The sequence below is a fragment of the Methylophilus sp. 42 genome (assembly GCF_000384155.1).
Lineage (GTDB): Bacteria > Pseudomonadota > Gammaproteobacteria > Burkholderiales > Methylophilaceae > Methylophilus.
Genome location: NZ_KB913031.1, coordinates 1,730,225 through 1,750,045 on the forward strand (window position 1 = coordinate 1,730,225; position 19,821 = coordinate 1,750,045).

20 protein-coding genes are annotated in these 19,821 nt (G+C 51.7%); 7 read left to right on the forward strand and 13 right to left on the reverse strand.

From position 1 onward, the window contains the following. The first annotated feature begins 15 nt into the window (after window positions 1-15). A complete protein-coding gene (locus tag MET42_RS0108430; RefSeq protein ID WP_029512375.1) occupies window positions 16-3,075 on the forward strand; it encodes an efflux RND transporter permease subunit in 3,060 nt (1,019 codons plus the stop codon). A gap of 368 nt (window positions 3,076-3,443) precedes the next feature. Here MET42_RS0108430 and MET42_RS0108435 read toward each other — a convergent pair whose 3' ends face one another. The 8 genes from MET42_RS0108435 to pabC all read right to left on the reverse strand — a co-directional run bounded on the left by MET42_RS0108435 (window position 3,444) and on the right by pabC (window position 9,389). Beyond that, the gene (locus tag MET42_RS0108435; RefSeq protein WP_024931158.1) at window positions 3,444-3,812 is read right to left on the reverse strand and encodes a DUF2845 domain-containing protein; all 369 of its coding nucleotides are present in this window, start codon (window positions 3,810-3,812) and stop codon (window positions 3,444-3,446) included. A 124-nt stretch (window positions 3,813-3,936) separates the two neighbouring features. Then, window positions 3,937-4,701, reverse strand: a complete 765-nt coding sequence (locus MET42_RS0108440; protein WP_019915246.1) for an MBL fold metallo-hydrolase — start codon at window positions 4,699-4,701, stop codon at window positions 3,937-3,939. Continuing rightward, window positions 4,692-5,468 carry a TatD family hydrolase gene (locus tag MET42_RS0108445; protein WP_029512376.1) on the reverse strand — a complete coding sequence of 259 codons (777 nt, stop codon included), beginning with the start codon at window positions 5,466-5,468 and terminating at the stop codon, window positions 4,692-4,694. The genes MET42_RS0108440 and MET42_RS0108445 overlap by 10 nt, the downstream gene beginning before the upstream one ends. 41 nt (window positions 5,469-5,509) lie before the next feature. Beyond that, window positions 5,510-5,872 (reverse strand): PilZ domain-containing protein, encoded by a 363-nt coding sequence (locus MET42_RS0108450; RefSeq protein WP_019882477.1) that lies wholly within the window; start codon window positions 5,870-5,872, stop codon window positions 5,510-5,512. 49 nt (window positions 5,873-5,921) lie between these two features. Continuing rightward, entirely contained in the window at window positions 5,922-6,914 is a 993-nt protein-coding gene (gene holB, locus MET42_RS0108455; protein WP_019882480.1) for a DNA polymerase III subunit delta', read from the reverse strand. Beyond that, the gene (gene tmk / locus MET42_RS0108460; protein ID WP_019882481.1) at window positions 6,911-7,516 is read right to left on the reverse strand and encodes a dTMP kinase; all 606 of its coding nucleotides are present in this window, start codon (window positions 7,514-7,516) and stop codon (window positions 6,911-6,913) included. The genes holB and tmk overlap by 4 nt, the downstream gene beginning before the upstream one ends. A gap of 39 nt (window positions 7,517-7,555) precedes the next feature. Then, window positions 7,556-8,563, reverse strand: a complete 1,008-nt coding sequence (gene mltG / locus MET42_RS0108465; protein WP_019882482.1) for an endolytic transglycosylase MltG — start codon at window positions 8,561-8,563, stop codon at window positions 7,556-7,558. Beyond that, a complete protein-coding gene (gene pabC / locus MET42_RS0108470) occupies window positions 8,550-9,389 on the reverse strand; it encodes an aminodeoxychorismate lyase (protein WP_019882483.1) in 840 nt (279 codons plus the stop codon). The genes mltG and pabC overlap by 14 nt, the downstream gene beginning before the upstream one ends. 202 nt (window positions 9,390-9,591) lie before the next feature. Between pabC and MET42_RS0108475 the strand changes: the two genes are divergently transcribed. Both MET42_RS0108475 and MET42_RS0108480 read left to right on the forward strand, forming a co-directional pair. Then, the gene (locus tag MET42_RS0108475) at window positions 9,592-10,038 is read left to right on the forward strand and encodes a hypothetical protein (protein ID WP_232411408.1); all 447 of its coding nucleotides are present in this window, start codon (window positions 9,592-9,594) and stop codon (window positions 10,036-10,038) included. Window positions 10,039-10,186: 148 nt separating this feature from the next. After that, the gene (locus MET42_RS0108480) at window positions 10,187-10,924 is read left to right on the forward strand and encodes a nucleotide-binding protein (protein ID WP_019882486.1); all 738 of its coding nucleotides are present in this window, start codon (window positions 10,187-10,189) and stop codon (window positions 10,922-10,924) included. A 20-nt stretch (window positions 10,925-10,944) separates the two neighbouring features. On the opposite strand, the gene MET42_RS0108485 is transcribed toward MET42_RS0108480, so the two are convergent. The 5 genes from MET42_RS0108485 to MET42_RS0108505 are packed head-to-tail and all read right to left on the reverse strand — an operon-like array spanning window position 10,945 to window position 15,778. Then, window positions 10,945-11,439 carry an aminoacyl-tRNA deacylase gene (locus MET42_RS0108485; protein ID WP_029512377.1) on the reverse strand — a complete coding sequence of 165 codons (495 nt, stop codon included), beginning with the start codon at window positions 11,437-11,439 and terminating at the stop codon, window positions 10,945-10,947. Between the two features lie 46 nt (window positions 11,440-11,485). After that, window positions 11,486-11,839 carry a nucleotide pyrophosphohydrolase gene (locus MET42_RS0108490; protein WP_019882488.1) on the reverse strand — a complete coding sequence of 118 codons (354 nt, stop codon included), beginning with the start codon at window positions 11,837-11,839 and terminating at the stop codon, window positions 11,486-11,488. A 27-nt stretch (window positions 11,840-11,866) separates the two neighbouring features. Then, window positions 11,867-13,042, reverse strand: a complete 1,176-nt coding sequence (locus tag MET42_RS0108495; RefSeq protein ID WP_019882489.1) for a class I SAM-dependent RNA methyltransferase — start codon at window positions 13,040-13,042, stop codon at window positions 11,867-11,869. A gap of 4 nt (window positions 13,043-13,046) precedes the next feature. Then, a complete protein-coding gene (locus tag MET42_RS0108500; RefSeq protein WP_019882490.1) occupies window positions 13,047-13,838 on the reverse strand; it encodes a polyamine aminopropyltransferase in 792 nt (263 codons plus the stop codon). Next, entirely contained in the window at window positions 13,838-15,778 is a 1,941-nt protein-coding gene (locus MET42_RS0108505) for a ribonuclease catalytic domain-containing protein (RefSeq protein WP_019882491.1), read from the reverse strand. Before MET42_RS0108505 ends, MET42_RS0108500 begins: the two co-directional genes overlap by 1 nt. Window positions 15,779-15,897: 119 nt before the next feature. On the opposite strand from MET42_RS0108505, the gene MET42_RS0108510 reads away from it, so the two are divergent. The 4 genes from MET42_RS0108510 (at window position 15,898) to zigA (ending at window position 19,734) form a co-directional block, all read left to right on the forward strand. Further along, window positions 15,898-17,487, forward strand: coding sequence for a YdiU family protein (locus tag MET42_RS0108510; RefSeq protein ID WP_019882492.1), 1,590 nt, complete (start codon window positions 15,898-15,900; stop codon window positions 17,485-17,487). A gap of 8 nt (window positions 17,488-17,495) precedes the next feature. Further along, window positions 17,496-17,966 (forward strand): Fur family transcriptional regulator, encoded by a 471-nt coding sequence (locus MET42_RS0108515; protein WP_232411410.1) that lies wholly within the window; start codon window positions 17,496-17,498, stop codon window positions 17,964-17,966. Between the two features lie 129 nt (window positions 17,967-18,095). After that, entirely contained in the window at window positions 18,096-18,500 is a 405-nt protein-coding gene (gene dksA / locus MET42_RS0108520; RefSeq protein WP_019882494.1) for an RNA polymerase-binding protein DksA, read from the forward strand. A gap of 10 nt (window positions 18,501-18,510) precedes the next feature. Continuing rightward, the gene (gene zigA, locus MET42_RS0108525) at window positions 18,511-19,734 is read left to right on the forward strand and encodes a zinc metallochaperone GTPase ZigA (protein ID WP_019882495.1); all 1,224 of its coding nucleotides are present in this window, start codon (window positions 18,511-18,513) and stop codon (window positions 19,732-19,734) included. Window positions 19,735-19,821: the final 87 nt, after the last annotated feature.

Below are 19,821 nucleotides of genomic sequence, written 5' to 3' on the forward strand. Positions count from 1 at the left end.
ACAACGGGATACACTATGTTAAAAAGATTCACCATGCGCGCCATCCAGGCGCGCTACCTGGTTATTGTGCTAGCTGTGCTGCTGATGCTGGCAGGCTTTAAAACCATCCCCAATACGCCTATGGATGTGTTTCCAGAATTTGCGCCTGTCAAAGTCGAAATCCAGACCGAGGCACCGGGGCTTTCCAGTGTTGAGACTGAGCAACTGGTTTCTATCCCGATTGAGCATGCCATGAATGGCATTCCACATATGAAAACCTTGCGCTCAAAATCGGTGCTCGGCTTATCCTCCGTCGTCATGCTGTTTGAACAAGGTACTTCGCTGGCCGAAGCCAGGCAGGCGGTACAGGAAAGGCTGCTGCTGGCTGCGCAACGCTTGCCTGCCATCGTCAAACCGCCGGTCATGCTGTCCCCTTTATCCTCCATGTCACGCGTATTGAAAATTGGCTTGAGCAGTACGCAATACAACATCGCCGAACTCAGCACCAAAGCCTTATGGACCGTGCGCCCGCGCCTGATGGCCATTCCTGGCGTTGCCAATGTGGCCATTTGGGGCTTGCGTGACCAGGAACTGCATGTACGTTTTAATCCGGTCAAACTGGCGCAGCACCAACTCACAGCGACGCAGGTCAGCCAGCGCCTGGCCTCAGCCATCCGTCCGGACAGTGGCGGCTACCTGGATACTGCACAGCAACGGTTGGCCGTGGCATACGACAGGCCAACGCTAGATAAAGAAGATTACCTGCAAATGACCGTCGGACTGAGCAATGGCATCCCGGTCAAACTGGGCCAGGTTGCCGACGTGGACTGGGCACATGCATTACCGATTGGCGATGCCGTGATTAACCAGGGCGATGGCTTGCTGCTGATTGTAGAAAAACACCCTGATGCCAATACACTGAGCGTGACACGGCAAATAGATCAAGCGCTGGCTGAGTTAAAACCCGCACTACATGGCGTCAATATCGATGCCGCCATCTTCAGGCCCGCCACGTTTATTGAACAGGCACTGCATCACCTGAACCAGGCATTGGTGCTTGGCATTGGCCTGGTAGCCATCATTTTATTCCTATTCTTGCGCAAACCAAGGGCCGCCATCATTAGCCTGGTGGCCATCCCCTTATCTTTAGTCACCGCTATGCTGCTGCTGACCTGGCTCAATGTCAGCATCAATACCATGGTGCTGGCCGGGCTGGTGATTGCTCTAGGCGAGGTGGTGGATGACTCAATTATCGATCTGGAAAATATCCTGCGGGCCATGGCGCTAAATCAGCAACAACTGCAACCCAAGCCCCTGATCAAAGTGATTGCGCAGGCGTCCTATGAAGTCCGTGGCTCGGTGATTTATGCCACACTGATTGTGATGTCAGTCTTTATTCCGGTGTTCTTTTTACAGGGCGTCGCTGGTGCATTTTTCAAACCACTGGCCTATGGCTATTTACTGGCTATTTCTGCGTCATTACTGGTCGCACTGATCGTGACACCGGTGCTGGCCTATTGTTTTTTAAAGCAAATGCCACCACAAACAGAGCACGCATTACGCTTGCCGCACAGGGTGGAGCAGTGGCTGGCCAGTCGTTTAGCGAAACCCCAAATGGTGCTTGCCAGCACCTGCCTGTTTTTGCTTGGCATGCTGGCTACCCTGCCCTTTTTAGGCACAGAGTTTCTGCCAGCCTTTAAAGAAACCGACTTCCTGATGCACTTTGTGGCACGCCCCGGCACCTCGATTACCGAGATGAAAACCATGAGTTTACGCGCCAGCCATGAACTGATGCAGATTGATGGCGTACGCAACCTGGGGGCGCACATTGGGCGCGCGGAAGTTGCCGATGAAGTGGTTGGCCCTAACTTTGGCGAGCTTTGGGTCAGCATCTCGCCAACGGTCAACTATGCCGACACCATGCAGAAAATTAACCAGGCGATTGCCGGTTACAGTGGCATTTTTACCGATGTACAGACTTACCTGAAAGAACGCACCAAGGAGGTGATGTCGGGCAACAGTGCCAGCATTGTCATTCGGCTGTTTGGTGATGACCTGGATAGCCTGCGTGAAGAGGCTGAGCATATCCGGCAAACCATCGCCGATATTAATGGACTGACCGACCTCAAGGTGGAATCCCAAGTCCTGATTCCACGCATTCATGTCCGCCTCAAAACCACCGCCGCAGATCATTATGGCGTGACTGAAGCAGATATCAAGCAAGCGCTCGCCTTGATGACGCAAGGGCAGGTACAGGGCGAAGTGACGGTTGGCCAGGCTCGCTTTAATGTACGCCTGATCGGTGATAGCCCGGCACAAGATAGCGTGCAGGCGCTCCGGCAAATAGCCATCCAGAGCCCGGCCGGTGCCGTCATCACCCTGGCCGATGTGGCAGAAGTCTATGTGCAAGCCACGCCGAATGAGATTAAACGCGAAGGGGCTTCCAGAAAAATTGACATTTCAGCCAACGTCGCAGGCAATGATATCGGTAGCGTGGCAAAAGCAGTGGAGGCCCGCATCAACCGACTCAAGCTGCCCGAGGGCAATTACGTCAAATTCATGGGGGAATATACCGAGCAAAAAACGGCCAGCCTGACATTGGTGATCTACACCTTGTTGGCCTTGCTAGTGGTCTTTTTGCTGATATGGATGAGCCTGAAATCCATGCGCCTCACCGCGCTATTGTTCGCCGTGTTACCGGTCGCAGTCGCTGGCGGCTTGATCGGTATTTGGTTCATTGGCGGCGTCATGTCACTGGGCGCCATGATCGGCCTGGTCGCCGTCATGGGCATTGCCGCACGCAATGGTATTTTACTGATTTCACGTTATCAGCAACTGCGGCTGACTGACGGCATCACCACGCCGCGTTTATTACTCAACGCAGTGTCAGACCGTTTCCGTGCCATCAGCATGACCACCCTGGCAACGACCATGGCCTTATTGCCTATCATTTTAAAAGGCCCGGTGTCAGGATATGAAATTGAGCACCCTTTAGCGGTGGTGGTATTTTGCGGCTTGCTGGCGGCGATGGTCGTTAACCTGGTGTTACTGCCTGCACTGATTTTGATATTTCACCCGGGAGAACATCTACACTAGCTTCAAGCGCACTGTTTTGTGATCAGTCAACACGCATCATGGCACCAAGCACCTGAATAGCCGACAGTAAAATGGCAGCGACTGCCAGGATTGTCGGCTTTCAGCGTGTGCCCTGGCAGCCCTAGAAAAAACATGCGTACTGCGTTGACAAAATGGGAGAAACACCCATTGCGAGCCGCGTCCCTGCTCGAAGTTCAAAAAACGTACACTTGGCTAAAAACGCATTAAATCATAAACTTATCGTTTCTACCAAGATGCAATCCACCGTGTTATCCACAGTTTTTGTGGAAACGAGAAATCATCAAAATGAAAACAAGGCACAAAAAAAGCTGTGTATCACTACACAGCTTTTTCAACACAAGACCAAATTAACGGTTATTGAAAAAACCGATATTCATTACGCGGTCATTGACAAAAGTCACTTCAGTTTCTTTATAAGTGTTTTTGTCATCATATTTCACCAGGTTTTTGTAGTACCACATTTCAACCTGCACTGGCTTGGAGTTATCTTGTTGTTTGCCCATGTTGCCTATCATATTATTGGCATTGCTTGGCTTGACTGATTGCTGCTTTTTAAACGGCTGCCCCAGCTTTTCTATGACCAGTTTTTTTGATTTGCCGCTAAAGCCGCTGATAAATTCATTTTCATCATAGGTTTTGCCAGCAAAGGCGGCCGTGGCGGCAAACAGTAATGAGGTGGCGACCATTACCGCTGAAATTCTTGCGTATAACTTCATGTTTAATTCCTGTTATCCAAAATCAAAATAGCAAATTATTTTTTGTGTAAGTATAACGCTTTATCATCAATATCGGTTGACCGTTATCGTGCGCTGGCGGCATATCACACCATGAGCGCAGGCATTAGAAATCAAGCTTCAAGCCATCATAACCCACTTGCACATTGGCTGGCACACGCGCCTGTAAAGCCTGGTACTCCAGCTCGTGCGTCATGTGTATTAATACATTACGCCTGGCCCCTATACGCGCGATCAGTGCCAGCGATTGCTCGACACTGACATGGGTCGGATGCGGTTTTTCGCGCAAGCAATCAATGAGCAATATGTCCACGCCCTGCAACAATGCATAAGAGCTTTCAGGAATCTCCGACACATCGGTCATATACACCAGATTAGCAATCCGGTAGGCGTAAATGCGAATCTTGCCATGCATGACCGGGATAGGCGTAATCGTTTGTCCGGCTGCTTCAAACGGCGCGTCGACCACATGTGCGGCTAACACAGGCAAATCCCAATATTGTGGAATAGGATCACGCAAGGTGTAGCCAAATTTTTCCTGTATATGTGCGATCGACTCCGGATAGCTATACAGCGGGATCTGGCAGCGGTTGATCTGGCAAAACGCACGCAGGTCATCAATACCATGCAGGTGGTCCGCATGTGTGTGGGTATATAACACCGCATCCACGCGGTGCATGTTTTCCCGCAACGCTTGTTGGCGTAAATCCGGTGAGGTGTCGATGAGGATAACGCGGCCATCATCCAGCGTGACCATGCTGGAGCAGCGCGTACGTTTATTGCGGGCATCTGTTGAGGTACACGTCGCACACGTACAGCCGACGGCAGGCGTCCCCGCGCTGGAGCCTACGCCTAGAATGGTTAATTGCATGGCTGCGCGTGTTTGAATAAGGTGAAAAAATTAACCGTCGTCGTATCAATGACCTGCTGTAATGGCACATCACGCAAACGGGCGACTTCCTCAGCCACATGGCGCACATACGCCGGCTGGTTGGTTTTGCCACGGAAAGGGATAGGCGCGAGGTAGGGAGAATCGGTCTCGACCAGTACTCTGTCTAAGGGCACTTTTTGCGCCACCTCTTTGAGGGCCTGCGCATTTTTAAATGTGACAATACCCGAAAACGAGATATAAAAGCCCATGGCGATCGCCGCCTGTGCCACTTCCCAGCTTTCGGTAAAACAATGCATGACACCGCCCACCTCTGCTGCGCCCTCTTCCTGCATGATGCGCAAAGTATCTTCGGCAGCATTGCGGGTATGGATAATCAGCGGTTTACCGGTGGCTTTGGCGGCGCGGATATGGGTACGGAAACGCTCACGTTGCCACTCCAGGTCACCAGTCAGGCGGAAATAATCCAGGCCGGTTTCGCCAATGGCAACCACACGGTCATGATCAGCCAAGCGGACCAGGCCGTCTACTGTGGGCTCCTGGATATCCTCGTAATCAGGATGTACGCCGACTGAGGCGTAAATATTGGGATACTGCTCGGCAATCGCCAGCACTTCGGGAAACTTGTCCAGTGTCACTGACACACACAAGGCATGGCCAACCTGATGACTGCGCATGCTATCAAGCACCTGGTCCATATTCTGGACCAGTTCAGGGAAATTAAGATGGCAATGCGAATCAACTAACATGTTTTTCAACCAAGACTAAATTCAGCGCGATTCAATAGGCGCTATATCGTATTTGAAGGACGGCTGGATTTAAGCGCAGCGCCAAGAATCGTTTCTATGCGTTTCTTCGCCTCGGCACCACCATCTTTATCAGTAAACTGGATACCGATGCCCTGCGGCTTGTTATTGGCTGCCTGCGGCGTAATCCAGATCACTTTACCGACGACTTTGAGCTTATTCGGATCATTGAGCAAAGTCAGCAGCATAAAAACCTCTTCGCCCATTTTAAACGGCTTGCTGGTCGGAATAAACAAACCGCCGCCTTTGACAAAAGGCATGTAAGCGGCGAACAAGGCTGCTTTTTCGCGAATCGCCAGCGACAAAACCCCGGGTTTTGCGGCGGCTGGTGGTAGTGTATCTGTCATAGCCCAGGCTCCAGAATGTTTACCTTAATCACCATCAAACAAACTGGCCTTAAGCAAACATTTTTTTGTATTGCAATAATAACTGCTCCAGCTGTAACTCCTGATTGAGTGGATGCTGTGCTGTCATTTTAAAACGATTTAGCTGTTGTTGAAACGCCAGTAAGCGTGACATATTGACCGCACCCGCCAATGCCTGCAATGGCGCAGCCTCACTCGGATGATAACGCAAGGGTTGCTGGTGGCTAGAGAGCCAGACATCCAGCAGCCATTTCTGTAACACCTGGATCGCCTGCTCCATGCCCTGCTTGATCAGCACCGGCACAGCTGCGGCAATATCGATGGTCGCCCCGCCTACCAGGTGCGGGCGCAATTGCTGGTACCAGGCATGCCAGTCAAACTCATCTTGCTGTATCGTCGTTGGTGCACCACCGCTGTAATGCCAGATCCATTCAGGATTCGGCACAGACTGGGCTTGTAACCACTGCAAGCCCTGCTCGCGGCTGGGCACCGGCATTTCTACCTGCATACACCGGCTTAAAATAGTAGGCAACAAAGCCTGACGCTGATGCGAGACCAGTAAAAACTGCGTGCGCTGCGGCGGCTCTTCCAATAGTTTAAGTAAAGCGTTAGAGGCCGCTACATTCATCGCCTCCAGGGGGTGAATCAACACCACACGAATACCATCGACACGATGGGAGGTCAGCGACAAATAGTCATGCAAGGCGCGAATCTGGTCTATGAGGATTTGCTGCCGTTTGCGGGTCTTTTTCTTGCCACTATCAGCAGCATCGTCATCTTCAGGCGTGATCTCCCTGAAATCGGGATGTGCGCCTTCGGATAGCCAATGACAGGATTCGCATTCACCACAGGCAAAGCCCTGTTGTGGTCGTAAACACAGCAAAGCCGCCGCCATCGTCTGCGCAAAATGCAGTTTACCAATACCGGTTTTACCATGCAGCAATAAGGCATGGTGACGCGTCTCCCCCGCTTGCATCCAATGCGAGAACAGGGAATCTTGCCAGGGATAAAGCTTATTAATCATAAAGATGAAATAATTTCTTCAACTGACTTCTTCACTTCTTCAAGTGAGCGATGCGCATCTATGACATGAAAACGCTGCGGAAATTCGGCAGCTCTGGCCAGGTATTGTGCACGCAGTTTGGCAAAAAATTCAGCGCCTTGCGCTTCAAACTTGTCTGGCGTCCGAGCCCCGGCCAGGCGCTGCAAACTCACCTCAACCGGCACATCAAACAACAGGGTGGCATCGGGCTGCAAATCACCCTGCACCCATTGTTCTAATTGCTGCATTTTTTGCAAAGGCAAACCGCGTGCACCGCACTGATAGGCATAAGACGCATCAGTGAAACGGTCTGACACGACAATCGCATCGCGCTGTAATGCTGGCAGAATGACTTGCTGCAAATGCTCGGCACGCGCAGCAAACATCAACAAAGACTCGGTTTCCACATGCATCTCTCTATGCAACAGGATTTCGCGCAATTCTTCCCCTAATAGGGTACCGCCAGGTTCACGTGTAGAAACCACTTCGCGACCGCGACTGGCCAGCATTTGTAAAATCGTCGGAATATGCGTGCTCTTACCGGCACCATCCATTCCTTCCAGCGTGATAAACAAGCCCGCCATTATTCAAGATTCCCCGTATGTATATCTTGGTGCATATTGTTAGTGTTTCTTTAATTGGTAGGCGCGCACCGCCTGATTGTGTGCGTCCAGCGAACTGGTAAACACATGCCTGCCCTGACCGTTTGCCACAAAATACAAAGCATTGGTCTTGGCCGGATGCAAGGCCGCTTGTATCGAGGCCAGCCCTGGCAAAGCAATCGGCGTCGGCGGCAAGCCACTGCGCGTATACGTGTTGTAAGGCGTATCCGTCAGTAAGTCTTTTTTGGTGATATTGCCACGGTAACGCGTACCCATGCCATAAATCACTGTGGGGTCAGTCTGCAATCGCATGCCTTTACGCAGGCGGTTAATAAACACACCGGCAATTTGCGGGCGTTCTTCTTCCACCCCGGTTTCTTTTTCGACGATGGATGCCATCACCAGTGCCTCATACATGGAGCGGTAAGGCAAGCCCGCCTCTCGTGCCTCCCAGGCCGCCGACAAATGCTGCGCCATTTTCTGGTAAGCCCGCTTGTAGAGGTCGGCATCACTGCTCTGCGCGTCCAGAAAATAAGTATCCGGAAAAAACCAGCCTTCCGGGTGCATGGCTTGCCCGCTGATTTGCTGCATCAACTCGCTATCAGACAACATCACTGTGTCATGGCGGATGCCTGGCATTTGTGCCAGTTTTTGCCTGAAGTCGGCAAACGTTTTACCTTCGATTAATTGCAGTTTAAATTGATCAAACGTGCCATGCTTGAGGATGTCTATGAGTGACATCACCTGCAATGGCGTATTCAAAGCATAATCACCGGCCTGCAATTGACCGCCACTGCCTGTCACTTTCACCGTCAGCAGAAAGCTATAGGGTTCAGTCAGCACGCCTGCGGCAACCAGTTGATCGGCAATGCCGCGCACACTGGCCCCGGCCGGAATCTGCAAGCCTATGGTTTCTGATGCCATGGGCAATGGCCGAATCATGAAAATCACCATCCAGACTGCCAGTGCCAGAACCGCGAGCACCAAGGCGGCAACGCCGTATTTCACACACTGCTTAATGAACAACATAGTTTAAATGCGCTCTTAATTCTTTGGCCCAATCATTGCTGGCAATCATCTGGTCGTCAATCTGCGTCACCTGCAATACGCCATAGACGCTATTGGCAACCACCACAGCATCGGCTGCCAGCAGGTTTTCCATAAACAAGTTGGTCGAGACCACCACCTGGCCGTGCGTTTTATACCAGTCGAGGATTTTTTGCCGCATCACGCCTGACACGCCACACTGATCCAGTGCCGGGGTCATCACCAGGCCGTCTTTGCTGATAAACAGATTGCCGCTGACAGCTTCAATCACTTGGTCATGGTAATCACGCAGCACGCCATCAAAAAAGCGTGGATCTTTGAGCTCTGCACGAGCCAATACATTTTCCAGGCGATTCAGGTGCTTGATACCAGCCAGCAAGGGCTGCGAGGCCAATCGCGTCTGGCAGGTATATAAAGCCACGCCTGTTGTATAGATTTCAGGCGCATAGACCGGCAATGCACTGTGTATAAACACCCGTGTCGGCTCACAGATAGCGGGCGGCGCGTAGCCACGCGCACCGTCACCGCGCGTAATCATGACTTTCACAATCCCGTTTGATAATTCTTCGCCGTCAGCAGAGGCCATCAAGTGCCTGAATTCCTGCATCAGCAACTCGGCTGAGGGGCATACAATCTGGATTTTGCTGCAATCGGCCACCAGCGTCTGATAGTGTAATGGCCAGTCCTGCAATTCGCCGCCCAGCAGGCGCATGGTGCGGAAAATGCCATCGCCATAAGCAAAGCCGCGGTTGGTTGGCGCAATACCAGATACCAATTTACCGTTGATGCAATAGCGGACTGAGCTCATGTGATGCCAGAGAAAAGAGTGATGTCGAACAAGGCTGAAACCATACCATAAATCAACGCTAACTGACGCGCTATCTGACGAAAAACCAGCCATGAACAATGGCCTAAACGCTGAAATAAAGGATTTTTTAAAGTTTATTGTGGTGATGCCGTTAACAAGATTAGCAGTAATGTATCTGTATTCTTTTTGACGAGGCATGGCGATGTCAGTTTCCAATATTCAAAGCAATGTCTCAGCCCTGTTAAACAAGGCCTACAACACCGAGACCAACGCAGCGAGCGGCGGCGATGCCGTCAGTACGCTTGCCAAAGAAAGCACCACCAACAGTGACAGCGGCACAAACGCCTCGGCCAGTGCGCAAGTGACACTAGGCAGCACCGACACAGCCCCTGAAACCTATACAGCAAAAGGCTTAATGCAGCAGTTACGCCAATATCAGCTGAGTAATGCATCGCTAATCTTTGGCAATGGCGATGAGTCGAATGACGATAGTACGGGCTTGACCAGCTTACCAGGCACATCTTCGAGCAGTGACCTGGAAAGCATGAGCCAGGACTGGGTAAGCACCATCAGCGAAAGTCCTGGTAAAGCGTCGGTCATGGTGGAAAGCAGTAAAAATAACTCCTTAAATACGATCTTTGGCGGATAAACACCCGCAGATAAGTATTTAGACAGTACCAGCAATCGCCATAAAAACGCCCGACTTCCGGGCGTTTTTATTTTTGTGGCAACCATGCGACGTCGCATATACAATTGTTAATAAATGATAATAAATCAACAATTGAAGGAGTGATGCGATGAAACCAAAAATCTTTATAGGCTCTTCACGCGAGGGTCTGGATATTGCCAATCCCATACACGCCAATTTAACCCGCGATGCCGAATGCACGGTGTGGAGCAATGGCGTGTTCCAGATTTCAGGGTCTACCCTCTACAGCCTGATCAACGCCCTGCGCAACTCTGATTTTGGCGTATTTGTATTTAGCCCGGATGACCTGACAATCATGCGCGGACAGCAAAACCCGGTGGTACGTGACAATGTGATTTTTGAGTTAGGCCTGTTTATCGGCCGCTTGGGCGTTGAACGCTGTTTCTTTATCACCCCTGACCATGTCGCTGATTTACGGCTACCGACTGACCTGATGGGCATACTGCCCGGGCAATATGAAGCAAACCGGCACGACCAGAACTGGCTGGCCGCCACCAACCCGGTCTGCATGCAAATCCGCGCCAAGCTGATAGAGCTGAAATCGTTTCAAGATGCCACCGTGAACGCCGCAACGGCGGTGGACTCAAGCACGAACCATGAAATAAAGCATGCAATATCACATGATCACACGGCAACAGATCAACACTTAGGACTGGAGCCACACGGCAAGGCCTATGCACTGACTGGCAATACGCATAAGCATAAAGACGCTATTAAACAAGCCGGGGCCAGCTGGAACAAAGGTTTAAAGAAGTGGATTATTCGCGGTAGCGATAAAATCAAGTTTGAACGCCTGATCGCGGACGTGAACAGCAGCACATATTAACAGCGTGTGCCCAAACTCAGTTACGCTTTGACAAAATGACCGCGTGCTTTGTCACGGAGGCACTGCAGCAAGTCTGCGGTACGCAATGCCAGTGCGTAGCCCAGTACGCCACTGCCTATCACCACGGTTTCATAGTTAGCGACACTGTCATCAACCAATACCGTTAAGCCTTCAGGCAAAGCAATCGGCGGTACAGCACCGACCACATAGCCGGTCGCTTCCGGCACTTCGTCATATTCCGCCATGCGGCATTTGCGCTCACCCAAGTGGGCGCGCAATAACGCCCAGTCTGCACGGCCGCCGCCAGCCACTGCCAGCAGGCAAAAACCACTGTTTTCCCCCTTGAACACCACGCTGCGTACCACAGACTGCGGATCTGATCCTTGGGCGGAAAGTAATTCCTCCAGCTGGCGGATCGGTTTCTGATCGTCACTCAGGGGAATTTCAATCACTTCAAATTGAATCTGCTGCTGGACTAGCAAATCAATCACCGGCGAGGTTAGATGCGTCGTCACGAACAAACTCCTCAATTAATCAATAGCTTTAATAAATGAATATAATTTATTGATATTCAGTGTATTTTGCGTTGCTGCCCTTGCATTTATCGGCTGGGTATTTCTGCGCATTTAGCGCAATCTTGGCATTGGTGGCGGCGATCAAATCAATGCCACACACCTCGGCAATCCGCATCAGGTACACAAAAGTATCTGCCAGTTCCTGCCCAACCTTGTCTTTGGTTTCGGCATGCAGTTGGCGACTGTCAGACTCTGTCATCCATTGAAAATGCTCAACCACCTCAGCCGCCTCTACAATCATGGCCATGGCCAGGTTTTTAGGGGAATGAAACTGCGCCCAGTCACGCTCTTCTACAAAGGCATTCACACGTGCCCGCAATGCATCAATTGAATCAGTCATCGAGTTATCCTAAACGTTATTACTGAACTACTGACTATCATCTGCGGCTGGCGACTCGGCTTTCTCTCGCCGATTGCTGCCTGCCACCATTTTAATCTCAAACAAACGACATTCTAGTGGTCCGTTATACAGCAGCGTTTTCTTGCTCGGACTTAAACGCATGAGCTTAGGCATACGCAAATCATTGGTCAGGAAATAGGTATTCCAGCCGGAGAATTTCTGTTTCAGCGCTGCCGCCATTTGCGGATACAGCTCGGCCAGTGTGTCATCCTCGCCGATACGCACCCCATAAGGCGGATTCGCCACCAGCACGCCGCTGTCTGCCGGCGGTGCAACCTTGGTAAACTCCCAGTGCGACAATTGCACGGCGTCCAGCCAGCCAGCCATTTCCAGATTCTGCTTGGTGACGCGTACAGCGCGCAAATCCATGTCTGAACCGTAAATACTTTGAAAACTCACCGGTTTAACAGCTTTGGCCGCTGCGTTACGCACTTTCTTAAATGTATCAGATTCAAAGTTTTTGAGTTTTTCAAAGCCAAAGTTGCGGTTCAAGCCTGGCGCAATATTGAGCGCAATCATGACAGCTTCAAGCAGAAACGTACCGCTGCCGCACATCGGGTCCAGCAGCGCCTGGCCAGGTTGCCAGCCAGTCAGCTTTAAAATGCCTGCAGCCAGGTTTTCACGCAATGGCGCTTCAATACTGTTTTTACGGTTGCCACGCTGATAGAGCGGATTACCGGAAGTATCCACATACAACTGATAGCTGTCAGCCGTCAGGTATACATGCACACGCACGCCAGGCTCACGCGTATCAATATTCGGACGGCTACCCACACTTTGACGGAACCGGTCACAAATAGCATCTTTGACGCGCAAAGTAATGAATTCCAGGCTTTTCAACGGACTGCGCACCGCCGTGACTTTGACCATCATGCTGTGTTTGACATCAAACCAGTTCGGCCAGTTGATTTTGAGTGCGCCCTGGTAAATATCGTCTTCTGTCAGGTATTTACCACGCCCGACCTGCATCAAAATGCGTGTCGCCACGCGTGAGTGCAAGTTGGCGTGGTAGCAGACAGAAAGCTCGCCGCTAAAACTGGCGCCGCCTTCGGTGGCTTTGATCTCACGCGCCCCACCCTGCTTGAGTTCATCGAGGAGAATAGCTTCCAGGCCACGTGGGCAGGTTGCGAAGTATTGATTCATGAAATTAGCCACCGAGGGTGAACTCCTTACCGTTGTTAGGATTCGCGCCTTGCAGGCGGTCTATCAGGTCGAGAAAATTGATATTGTGGGTTTGCATGGCCTCCTGCGCGCGTTTGCGCAAGGTGGCCAGGTCTGGCATGGCCAAAGCGGATTTAAAACCAAATACGATGATATTGCCGGGTTTGCCCGTCGGCATCATGAGTACGCGTTGCTCAAAGGTTTGCTCCATGCGCTGCATATAGATATCAAACTTTTTGTCCGAACCCCACAGGTTAATGGTAAACAAGCCATCTGGCGTCAGCGCGTCTGCACAGTCATCAAAGAATGACTGGGTACAAAAGTCTGGTGGCAAGCCATTGCTGCCAAAAGCATCCATCATCAGCCAGTCACAGGCACCCGGATGCTGCTGGATATGGGCAATGCCATCGCCTTCAATAATCTGCAAGCGCTCGTCATCATCTGGCACAAAGAAATGGCTGCGGGCGACCTGGATCACCTGCGGATTGAGTTCGATCACGGTTTGCTGAATCTGCGGGCAATATTGCCACACGTATTTGGCAATGGAGCCACCACCCAGGCCGACTAAGGTCAATTGACGGCTATCCGGCTTGAATAACAGGCTGCTCAGCACGCCCCATGAATAAGCCAATACCAGCGCGTAAGGGTCTTTAACCTTCATGCTGCTCTGTATCGTCGGCGAACCCAGATGCATGGAGCGCACGCCGTCTGTCTCGGTGACTTCTACCATCTCAAAGTCAGACACAGCCTTATGGATTTTGCGGTTAAATTTAAACATTATGCACTTTCCGTCACGTCAGGCTGGGCATCATCTGTGGCCGTTACTTCAAGGTCAATTGCTTCGTCACTGGCAGCCACGTCATCACCAGCAGAGGAACTCACCTCTTCGATCACGCCCAGAAACTTGCATTCCAGCTCCATGAGTAAAGTATCTATTTTCTGTATCGCCAGCCGTACTTTACTGCCCGGCTTGGTCGCCGGCAAACTGTGCACCTTGGTCATATAAGGCAAACGTTCCAGGCGCACCAGATTTTCGCGCCACACCGTGGCATCTATTTCAGTGATGCCTTCCTGAATCAGGTATTGCAGGCACCAGTAGCGCTCCATGCGCGTCTGAAACTCATTATAGGCATTGTAGGTTTGATCAAAATTACGCATATGGCCGACAATCTCATCGCCATGGGCTGCGTAGACCGGCGCTTGCAGGGTCAAGACACTGATCAATTGCCGCTGGTTAATCAAATCCACCGCACGGCGTAAAGGCGAGGTACACCAGGCATATTGTGCCACGCCCAGCCCTTGGTGACCTTCGGCCTTGGTGGTCATATACACTTTACCGCCGTTTTGCGCACGGTAAATGCCAGGCACATCGTGCTCGGCCAGCAACAAGCCCCATTGGCTATTGGCCGCAATCATCAACTCAGCGACCAGTTTATCCATGGGCGAGCCGCGCTGACGATTCACAATATCAACGATGCCATCCGTCACGTAAAAATTGTAATCCACTGGCTGTGGCCGGGTCGGGTCATATTTGCCACGCGCCTTTTCCAGGCTCTCGGCAAAATGGAACAAAAACACCAGCGACGACCACAGCGGATGACCGCTATCTTGCGCCAGAGTGGTTTCATTGAAATAAGGTTCCAACGTGTCATGCCGCAGGTTTTCTGCAATCTGTACGCGCTCCAGACAGCTATGCTGGTGCACAATGCTAAAGTCAGGCGCCACCTCCAGATAGAGCGATAAGGCAGGCTTGGTTTCACCTGCATCCAGGCTGAATGGCCGAATTGCGACTTCCGGCAACATGGTAATTTTGTGTCCGGGCATATAGACCGTAGACAACCGTTTCATCACCTCATTATCCAGTGCCTCGTGTGGCGCCACACCTAATGCAGGTGCGGCAATATGAATACCAACTTGCGTATTGCCGTTGCTTAACGGTGTCACGGATAAGGCATCATCAATTTCTGTCGTGGTGCTGTCATCAATACTAAACGCCTGTACTGCCGACAACGGCAATTCATCAGGTATGTCTGCCAGCGAAAATGCCGGAAACTCGGCGCCATGGGCAAAATACTCACGTAAAAATGCCCCGAGGTGGTAATCATGTACTGAGACAATAGCGCCTGCTGCGTGCAAGACTTGTACTGGCAATTGTTTTAGCTCAGCCGCTGCCTGCTCCAGCGCTTTCCACTCCAGGCTGTTTTTATCGGGCGCATATAACAATGCATCCAATTTAGTCGCAAAGCTTTCAGGTAAAGCTTGCGCCTTCAGCTGCGCCACCATCTGCGCCATGAATTCGGCTTGTTGACGCTTCTTTTCCAGGCCAGCCAAAGCGGCTTTCAACGTATCTTCCGGCGCTGCTTTATAGCGGCCCTTGCCTTTGCGGTAAAAATACATGGGCGCCGCGTGCAACTTAAGCGCAATCGCTGCCGCTTGCTGGCGACTCGGTTTGCCACCGTAATATTCTTGCGCCAGGTCCTCGAAAGCAAACTCTGGCTCACCACAGCATTCCCATAAAAAGTCGGTATCCAGGGTGTCGGACTCAGCCTGCGCCGCTTCGAGAAAGCCTGACAAACCGCCGTCAAACCGCATCAATACATTGGCGGTTTTAATTTTGCTGCGTTTGCCGGTGCTGGCCTCGACTTGCATGCTGCTATCGGCCTCAGACATGATGGAAGCGACCTTAAAGCCACCGTCTTCTTCGTAAAAAACATTCATGTGGGGAAATTAAACGTGTGGAAATCACACTTGCGCGTATTAAAACGCTATTTTACCCGAGAAGCGCAGAGTTTTTTGGCAGGCACTGAACTTTAGCCATGGATAATGACTAAAATAGCATGATGAAGCCCCTGAACTTTGACAACCGTTTTACCCGGGAACTGCCCGGCGACCCGATCTCAGACAACTATACCAGGCAGGTCAGTGACTGTTTATGGTCACCTGTGCAGCCGACACCTGTAAAAAACCCACAATTGCTTGCTTATAGCGCTGAAGTCGCCCAACTGCTTGGGCTATCGGCTGAAGACATGCAAGACCGCGACCTGATCCAGACATTAGGCGGCAATGGCGCGCTAGATGGCATGTTTACCTATGCCACCCGCTATGGCGGCCATCAATTCGGGCATTGGGCCGGGCAACTGGGGGATGGCCGCGCCATTTACCTGGGGGAATTGGTTCACGCGGGCAAACGCTATGAGCTACAGCTCAAAGGTGCAGGTGAAACACCCTACTCCCGCTCAGCCGATGGCCGGGCAGTACTCCGCTCCAGCTTGCGCGAATTTTTATGCTCGGAAGCCATGCATCATCTGGGGGTACCAACCACACGAGCGTTAAGCCTGGTCACTACCGGCAACCAGGTGGTACGGGATATGTTTTACAACGGTAACCCGCAACTGGAACCAGGTGCGATTGTCTGCCGTGTCGCACCTTCATTTACGCGTTTTGGCCATTTTGAAATCCTGGCCAGCCGCAACGAGTTACCGTTGCTGAAACGCCTGATCGGCTTTACGCTGGACCGCGACTTTGCCGATTGGTGGCCATCTACCGGCCTCGCGTTAGACGTGAATGATCCTGCACCTGCCTTGATAGAAGCATGGTTTGAAGAAGTCTGCTCACGCACAGCCATCATGATCGCGCACTGGATGCGCGTGGGTTTTGTGCATGGTGTGATGAATACCGACAATATGTCCATTCTCGGCCTGACCATTGATTATGGCCCGTATGGCTGGGTGGATAACTTTGACCCGGGCTGGACGCCGAATACCACCGATGCACAAGGCCGCCGCTATTGTTTTGGCCGCCAACCGGATATAGCGCGCTGGAACCTGGAACGGTTGGCCGAAGCGCTCGGCACCTTACTGCCAGAGACGCAAGGCCTGGCGGATGGCCTGACCACTTACGATCAGGCCTATATACGCGCCCTCACATCAAGCCTGGCTGACAAGTTTGGCTTTGATCACTGGCAAGACGGCGATGGCGAGCTGATTAACCATATTTTTGAGTTGATGCAACGCGCGGAAGTCGACCAAACGCTATTTTTCACACGACTGGCGAAGCTGGATATGGCGCAGCCACAACTGGCAACACTGGCAGATACTTTTTATACTGAGTCAGGGCAGCAACAATTTGGCGCCGATATCCAGGCCTGGTTGCATAACTACAGCCTGCGCATACAACAATCGACATTAACCCCTGAGCAACGTTTACAAAAAATGGCGGCGGCGAACCCGATGTATGTGTTGCGAAACTACTTGGCGCAAGAAGCGATTGACCTGGCGACCCAAGGTGACAACAGCCGCTTGCTGACATTATTGCAAGTATTGCGTCATCCATATACCGAACAAGCCGGCATGGAGGCCTTCGCGCAAAAACGCCCGGACTGGGCCAGACAAAAGGCCGGTTGCTCGATGTTGTCGTGTAGTTCATAATTTTGGCCATGCAAACTGCCGAACAACTCATCACCGATGCGGGCCTGCGCTCAACCAAAGCGCGGCTAGCCGTGTTGAACACCCTGCTCAACTCGCATACGGCACTCAGTCATACCGATATTTTAACCACGCTGCAAGGCGTCAAGGAAATTGACCGGGTAACGGTATACCGGGTGCTTGACTGGTTACAGGAGCATGCCCTCATCCATAAAATATCCACCGATGACCGCGCCTGGAAATTTCAACTGAACGCCCCTAAACGCAGTTACAAAGCCACAGATACCAGCGTAAGCAGCGGTTTGTTAAGCAATCACGGCCATGCCCATTTGCAATGCCAGCGCTGTGGCACAGTCCTTTGCATTCATGAATTGGCTGCGCATATTCCGCAAGCTATTTTCGACACCTACCAAATATCTCACATCGAAATCAGCCTCAAGGGCCTCTGCCCACAATGCCAACAAGCGTCGGCCCAAGACTGACTACAATAAAATAGCCGCGCGACTTTCTGTTACTACTCGATTACTATCCAACATTTTTGCAACTTAGTTGCAAATAACACCAACACCTTTTAAAATGCAACTTTATTGCATTGCAACAAAGTTGCTTAAATGGTTACTCACGCACAATTATTAGCGATGCCGGCAGACGCTTATATGAACGAAGCGCAACTGGCCTTCTTTCGGCAGTTGCTGCAGGCACAGCTTCAAGCCTTGCAAGACAATATGCGCCAGACCAGTGAACATCTCTCAGATCAGCAAGAAACACCAGACCCGGCCGATCGCGCTACGCAAGAGGAAACACACAGCCTTGAACTGCGCACGCGGGACCGCGAACGCAAACATTTAAAAACCATTCAATCAGCTTTGCGCCGCATCCAGGATGGCAGCTATGGCTATTGCGAAGACACCGGGGAGCCAATCGGCCTCGCCAGACTATTAGCCAGGCCAACCACCAAGTTGTGCCTGGAAGCACAGGAGCGGCACGAACGCCGCGAACGGCAATTTAACCACTAAAGGATGACCTATGAAAAAACTGCCAGTCACGGTACTTTCCGGCTTTCTGGGCGCAGGTAAAACCACCCTGCTCAACCATATTCTCAATAACCGCGAAGGCAAGCGCGTCGCAGTGATTGTCAACGATATGTCCGAGGTAAATATCGATGCACAACTGCTGCGTGATGGCGGCGCAGCCTTGTCACGCCAGGAAGAAAAACTGGTTGAGATGAGCAATGGCTGCATTTGCTGCACCTTGCGCGAAGACCTGCTGATTGAAATCACGCGGCTGGCCAAAGAAAACCGCTTTGATTACCTGTTGATTGAAACCACCGGTATTTCCGAACCATTGCCTATTGCAGAAACCTTTACCTTTGCAGACGAAGACGGCGTCTCGCTGGCAGATGTCGCCGAATTGGACACCATGGTCACCGTAGTTGATGGTTATAACTTTCTCCAAGACTATGGCTCGCAAGATATGCTGGGCGACCGCGGCCTCTCGCTGGGCGAAGAAGATGAACGCACGGTGGTTGACCTGCTGGTTGAACAAATCGAGTTTTGCGACGTGTTAGTGCTGAATAAAACTGACCTGTTAACCCTGGAAGAAGTCTCCAGGCTGGAAGGCATCCTCAAAACGCTCAATCCACGCGCGCAAATCATACACAGCAGCTTTGGCAAAGTGCCACTAAATCGCATCATGCATACCGGCTTGTTCGACTTTGACCAGGCGGCCGAAGCCCCGGGCTGGCTGCAAGAGCTACGTGGCGAGCATGTGCCGGAAAGTGAAGAGTACGGCATCTCCAGCTTTGTTTACCGCGCCCGCAAACCGTTTCATCCACAGCGTTTGTGGCAGTGGTTCAATCAAGAATGGCCTGGCGTCGTCCGCTCCAAAGGCCGTTACTGGATCGCCTCACGGCCAGAGTTCTGCGCCACCTGGTCGCAAGCAGGCGCGGTCACCCGCACAGAACTGGCGGGCATGTGGTGGAGCGCCACACCGCAGGAATACTGGCCACAAGATGAGGAAAGTCTGCAACACATCCACTCGCGCATGCAGGCCCCTTATGGTGACCGCCAGCAAGAACTGGTGGTTATCGGCATGGGGATGGATAAAGCGGCGCTCACCAGGCAGTTTGAGGCCTGCTTGTTGACCGAGGCAGAGATTGCGCTTGGCATACAGCAGTGGCGGCAATTGCCGGATCCATTTCCGGCATGGGCGCCCAATATACAAGACGAGCAGATTGAAGCAACCGTTTGAAATCGAATCAGGCCAGGCATCAAAGTGCCTGGTCGTATATCGCCAAACGATCATGTACGAGAGGTGAGGTAAAGCAAAAGTGACACA

Coding starts and splice junctions, on each gene's coding strand:
- tmk (WP_019882481.1), bottom strand. CDS start 7,516: ATGGCGGGCTTGTTTATCACGCTGGAAGGAATGGATGGTGCCGGTAAG.
- mltG (WP_019882482.1), bottom strand. CDS start 8,563: ATGTTGTTCATTAAGCAGTGTGTGAAATACGGCGTTGCCGCCTTGGTG.
- zigA (WP_019882495.1), top strand. CDS start 18,511: ATGAAAAAACTGCCAGTCACGGTACTTTCCGGCTTTCTGGGCGCAGGT.
- MET42_RS0108430 (WP_029512375.1), top strand. CDS start 16: ATGTTAAAAAGATTCACCATGCGCGCCATCCAGGCGCGCTACCTGGTT.
- MET42_RS0108480 (WP_019882486.1), top strand. CDS start 10,187: ATGAAACCAAAAATCTTTATAGGCTCTTCACGCGAGGGTCTGGATATT.
- MET42_RS0108500 (WP_019882490.1), bottom strand. CDS start 13,838: ATGTTTAAATTTAACCGCAAAATCCATAAGGCTGTGTCTGACTTTGAG.
- MET42_RS0108440 (WP_019915246.1), bottom strand. CDS start 4,701: ATGCAATTAACCATTCTAGGCGTAGGCTCCAGCGCGGGGACGCCTGCC.
- MET42_RS0108475 (WP_232411408.1), top strand. CDS start 9,592: ATGTCAGTTTCCAATATTCAAAGCAATGTCTCAGCCCTGTTAAACAAG.
- MET42_RS0108495 (WP_019882489.1), bottom strand. CDS start 13,042: ATGAATCAATACTTCGCAACCTGCCCACGTGGCCTGGAAGCTATTCTC.
- MET42_RS0108450 (WP_019882477.1), bottom strand. CDS start 5,872: ATGACAGATACACTACCACCAGCCGCCGCAAAACCCGGGGTTTTGTCG.
- MET42_RS0108435 (WP_024931158.1), bottom strand. CDS start 3,812: ATGAAGTTATACGCAAGAATTTCAGCGGTAATGGTCGCCACCTCATTA.
- MET42_RS0108515 (WP_232411410.1), top strand. CDS start 17,496: ATGCAAACTGCCGAACAACTCATCACCGATGCGGGCCTGCGCTCAACC.
- MET42_RS0108505 (WP_019882491.1), bottom strand. CDS start 15,778: ATGAATGTTTTTTACGAAGAAGACGGTGGCTTTAAGGTCGCTTCCATC.
- dksA (WP_019882494.1), top strand. CDS start 18,096: ATGGTTACTCACGCACAATTATTAGCGATGCCGGCAGACGCTTATATG.
- holB (WP_019882480.1), bottom strand. CDS start 6,914: ATGATTAATAAGCTTTATCCCTGGCAAGATTCCCTGTTCTCGCATTGG.
- MET42_RS0108490 (WP_019882488.1), bottom strand. CDS start 11,839: ATGACTGATTCAATTGATGCATTGCGGGCACGTGTGAATGCCTTTGTA.
- MET42_RS0108445 (WP_029512376.1), bottom strand. CDS start 5,468: ATGTTAGTTGATTCGCATTGCCATCTTAATTTCCCTGAACTGGTCCAG.
- pabC (WP_019882483.1), bottom strand. CDS start 9,389: ATGAGCTCAGTCCGCTATTGCATCAACGGTAAATTGGTATCTGGTATT.
- MET42_RS0108510 (WP_019882492.1), top strand. CDS start 15,898: ATGATGAAGCCCCTGAACTTTGACAACCGTTTTACCCGGGAACTGCCC.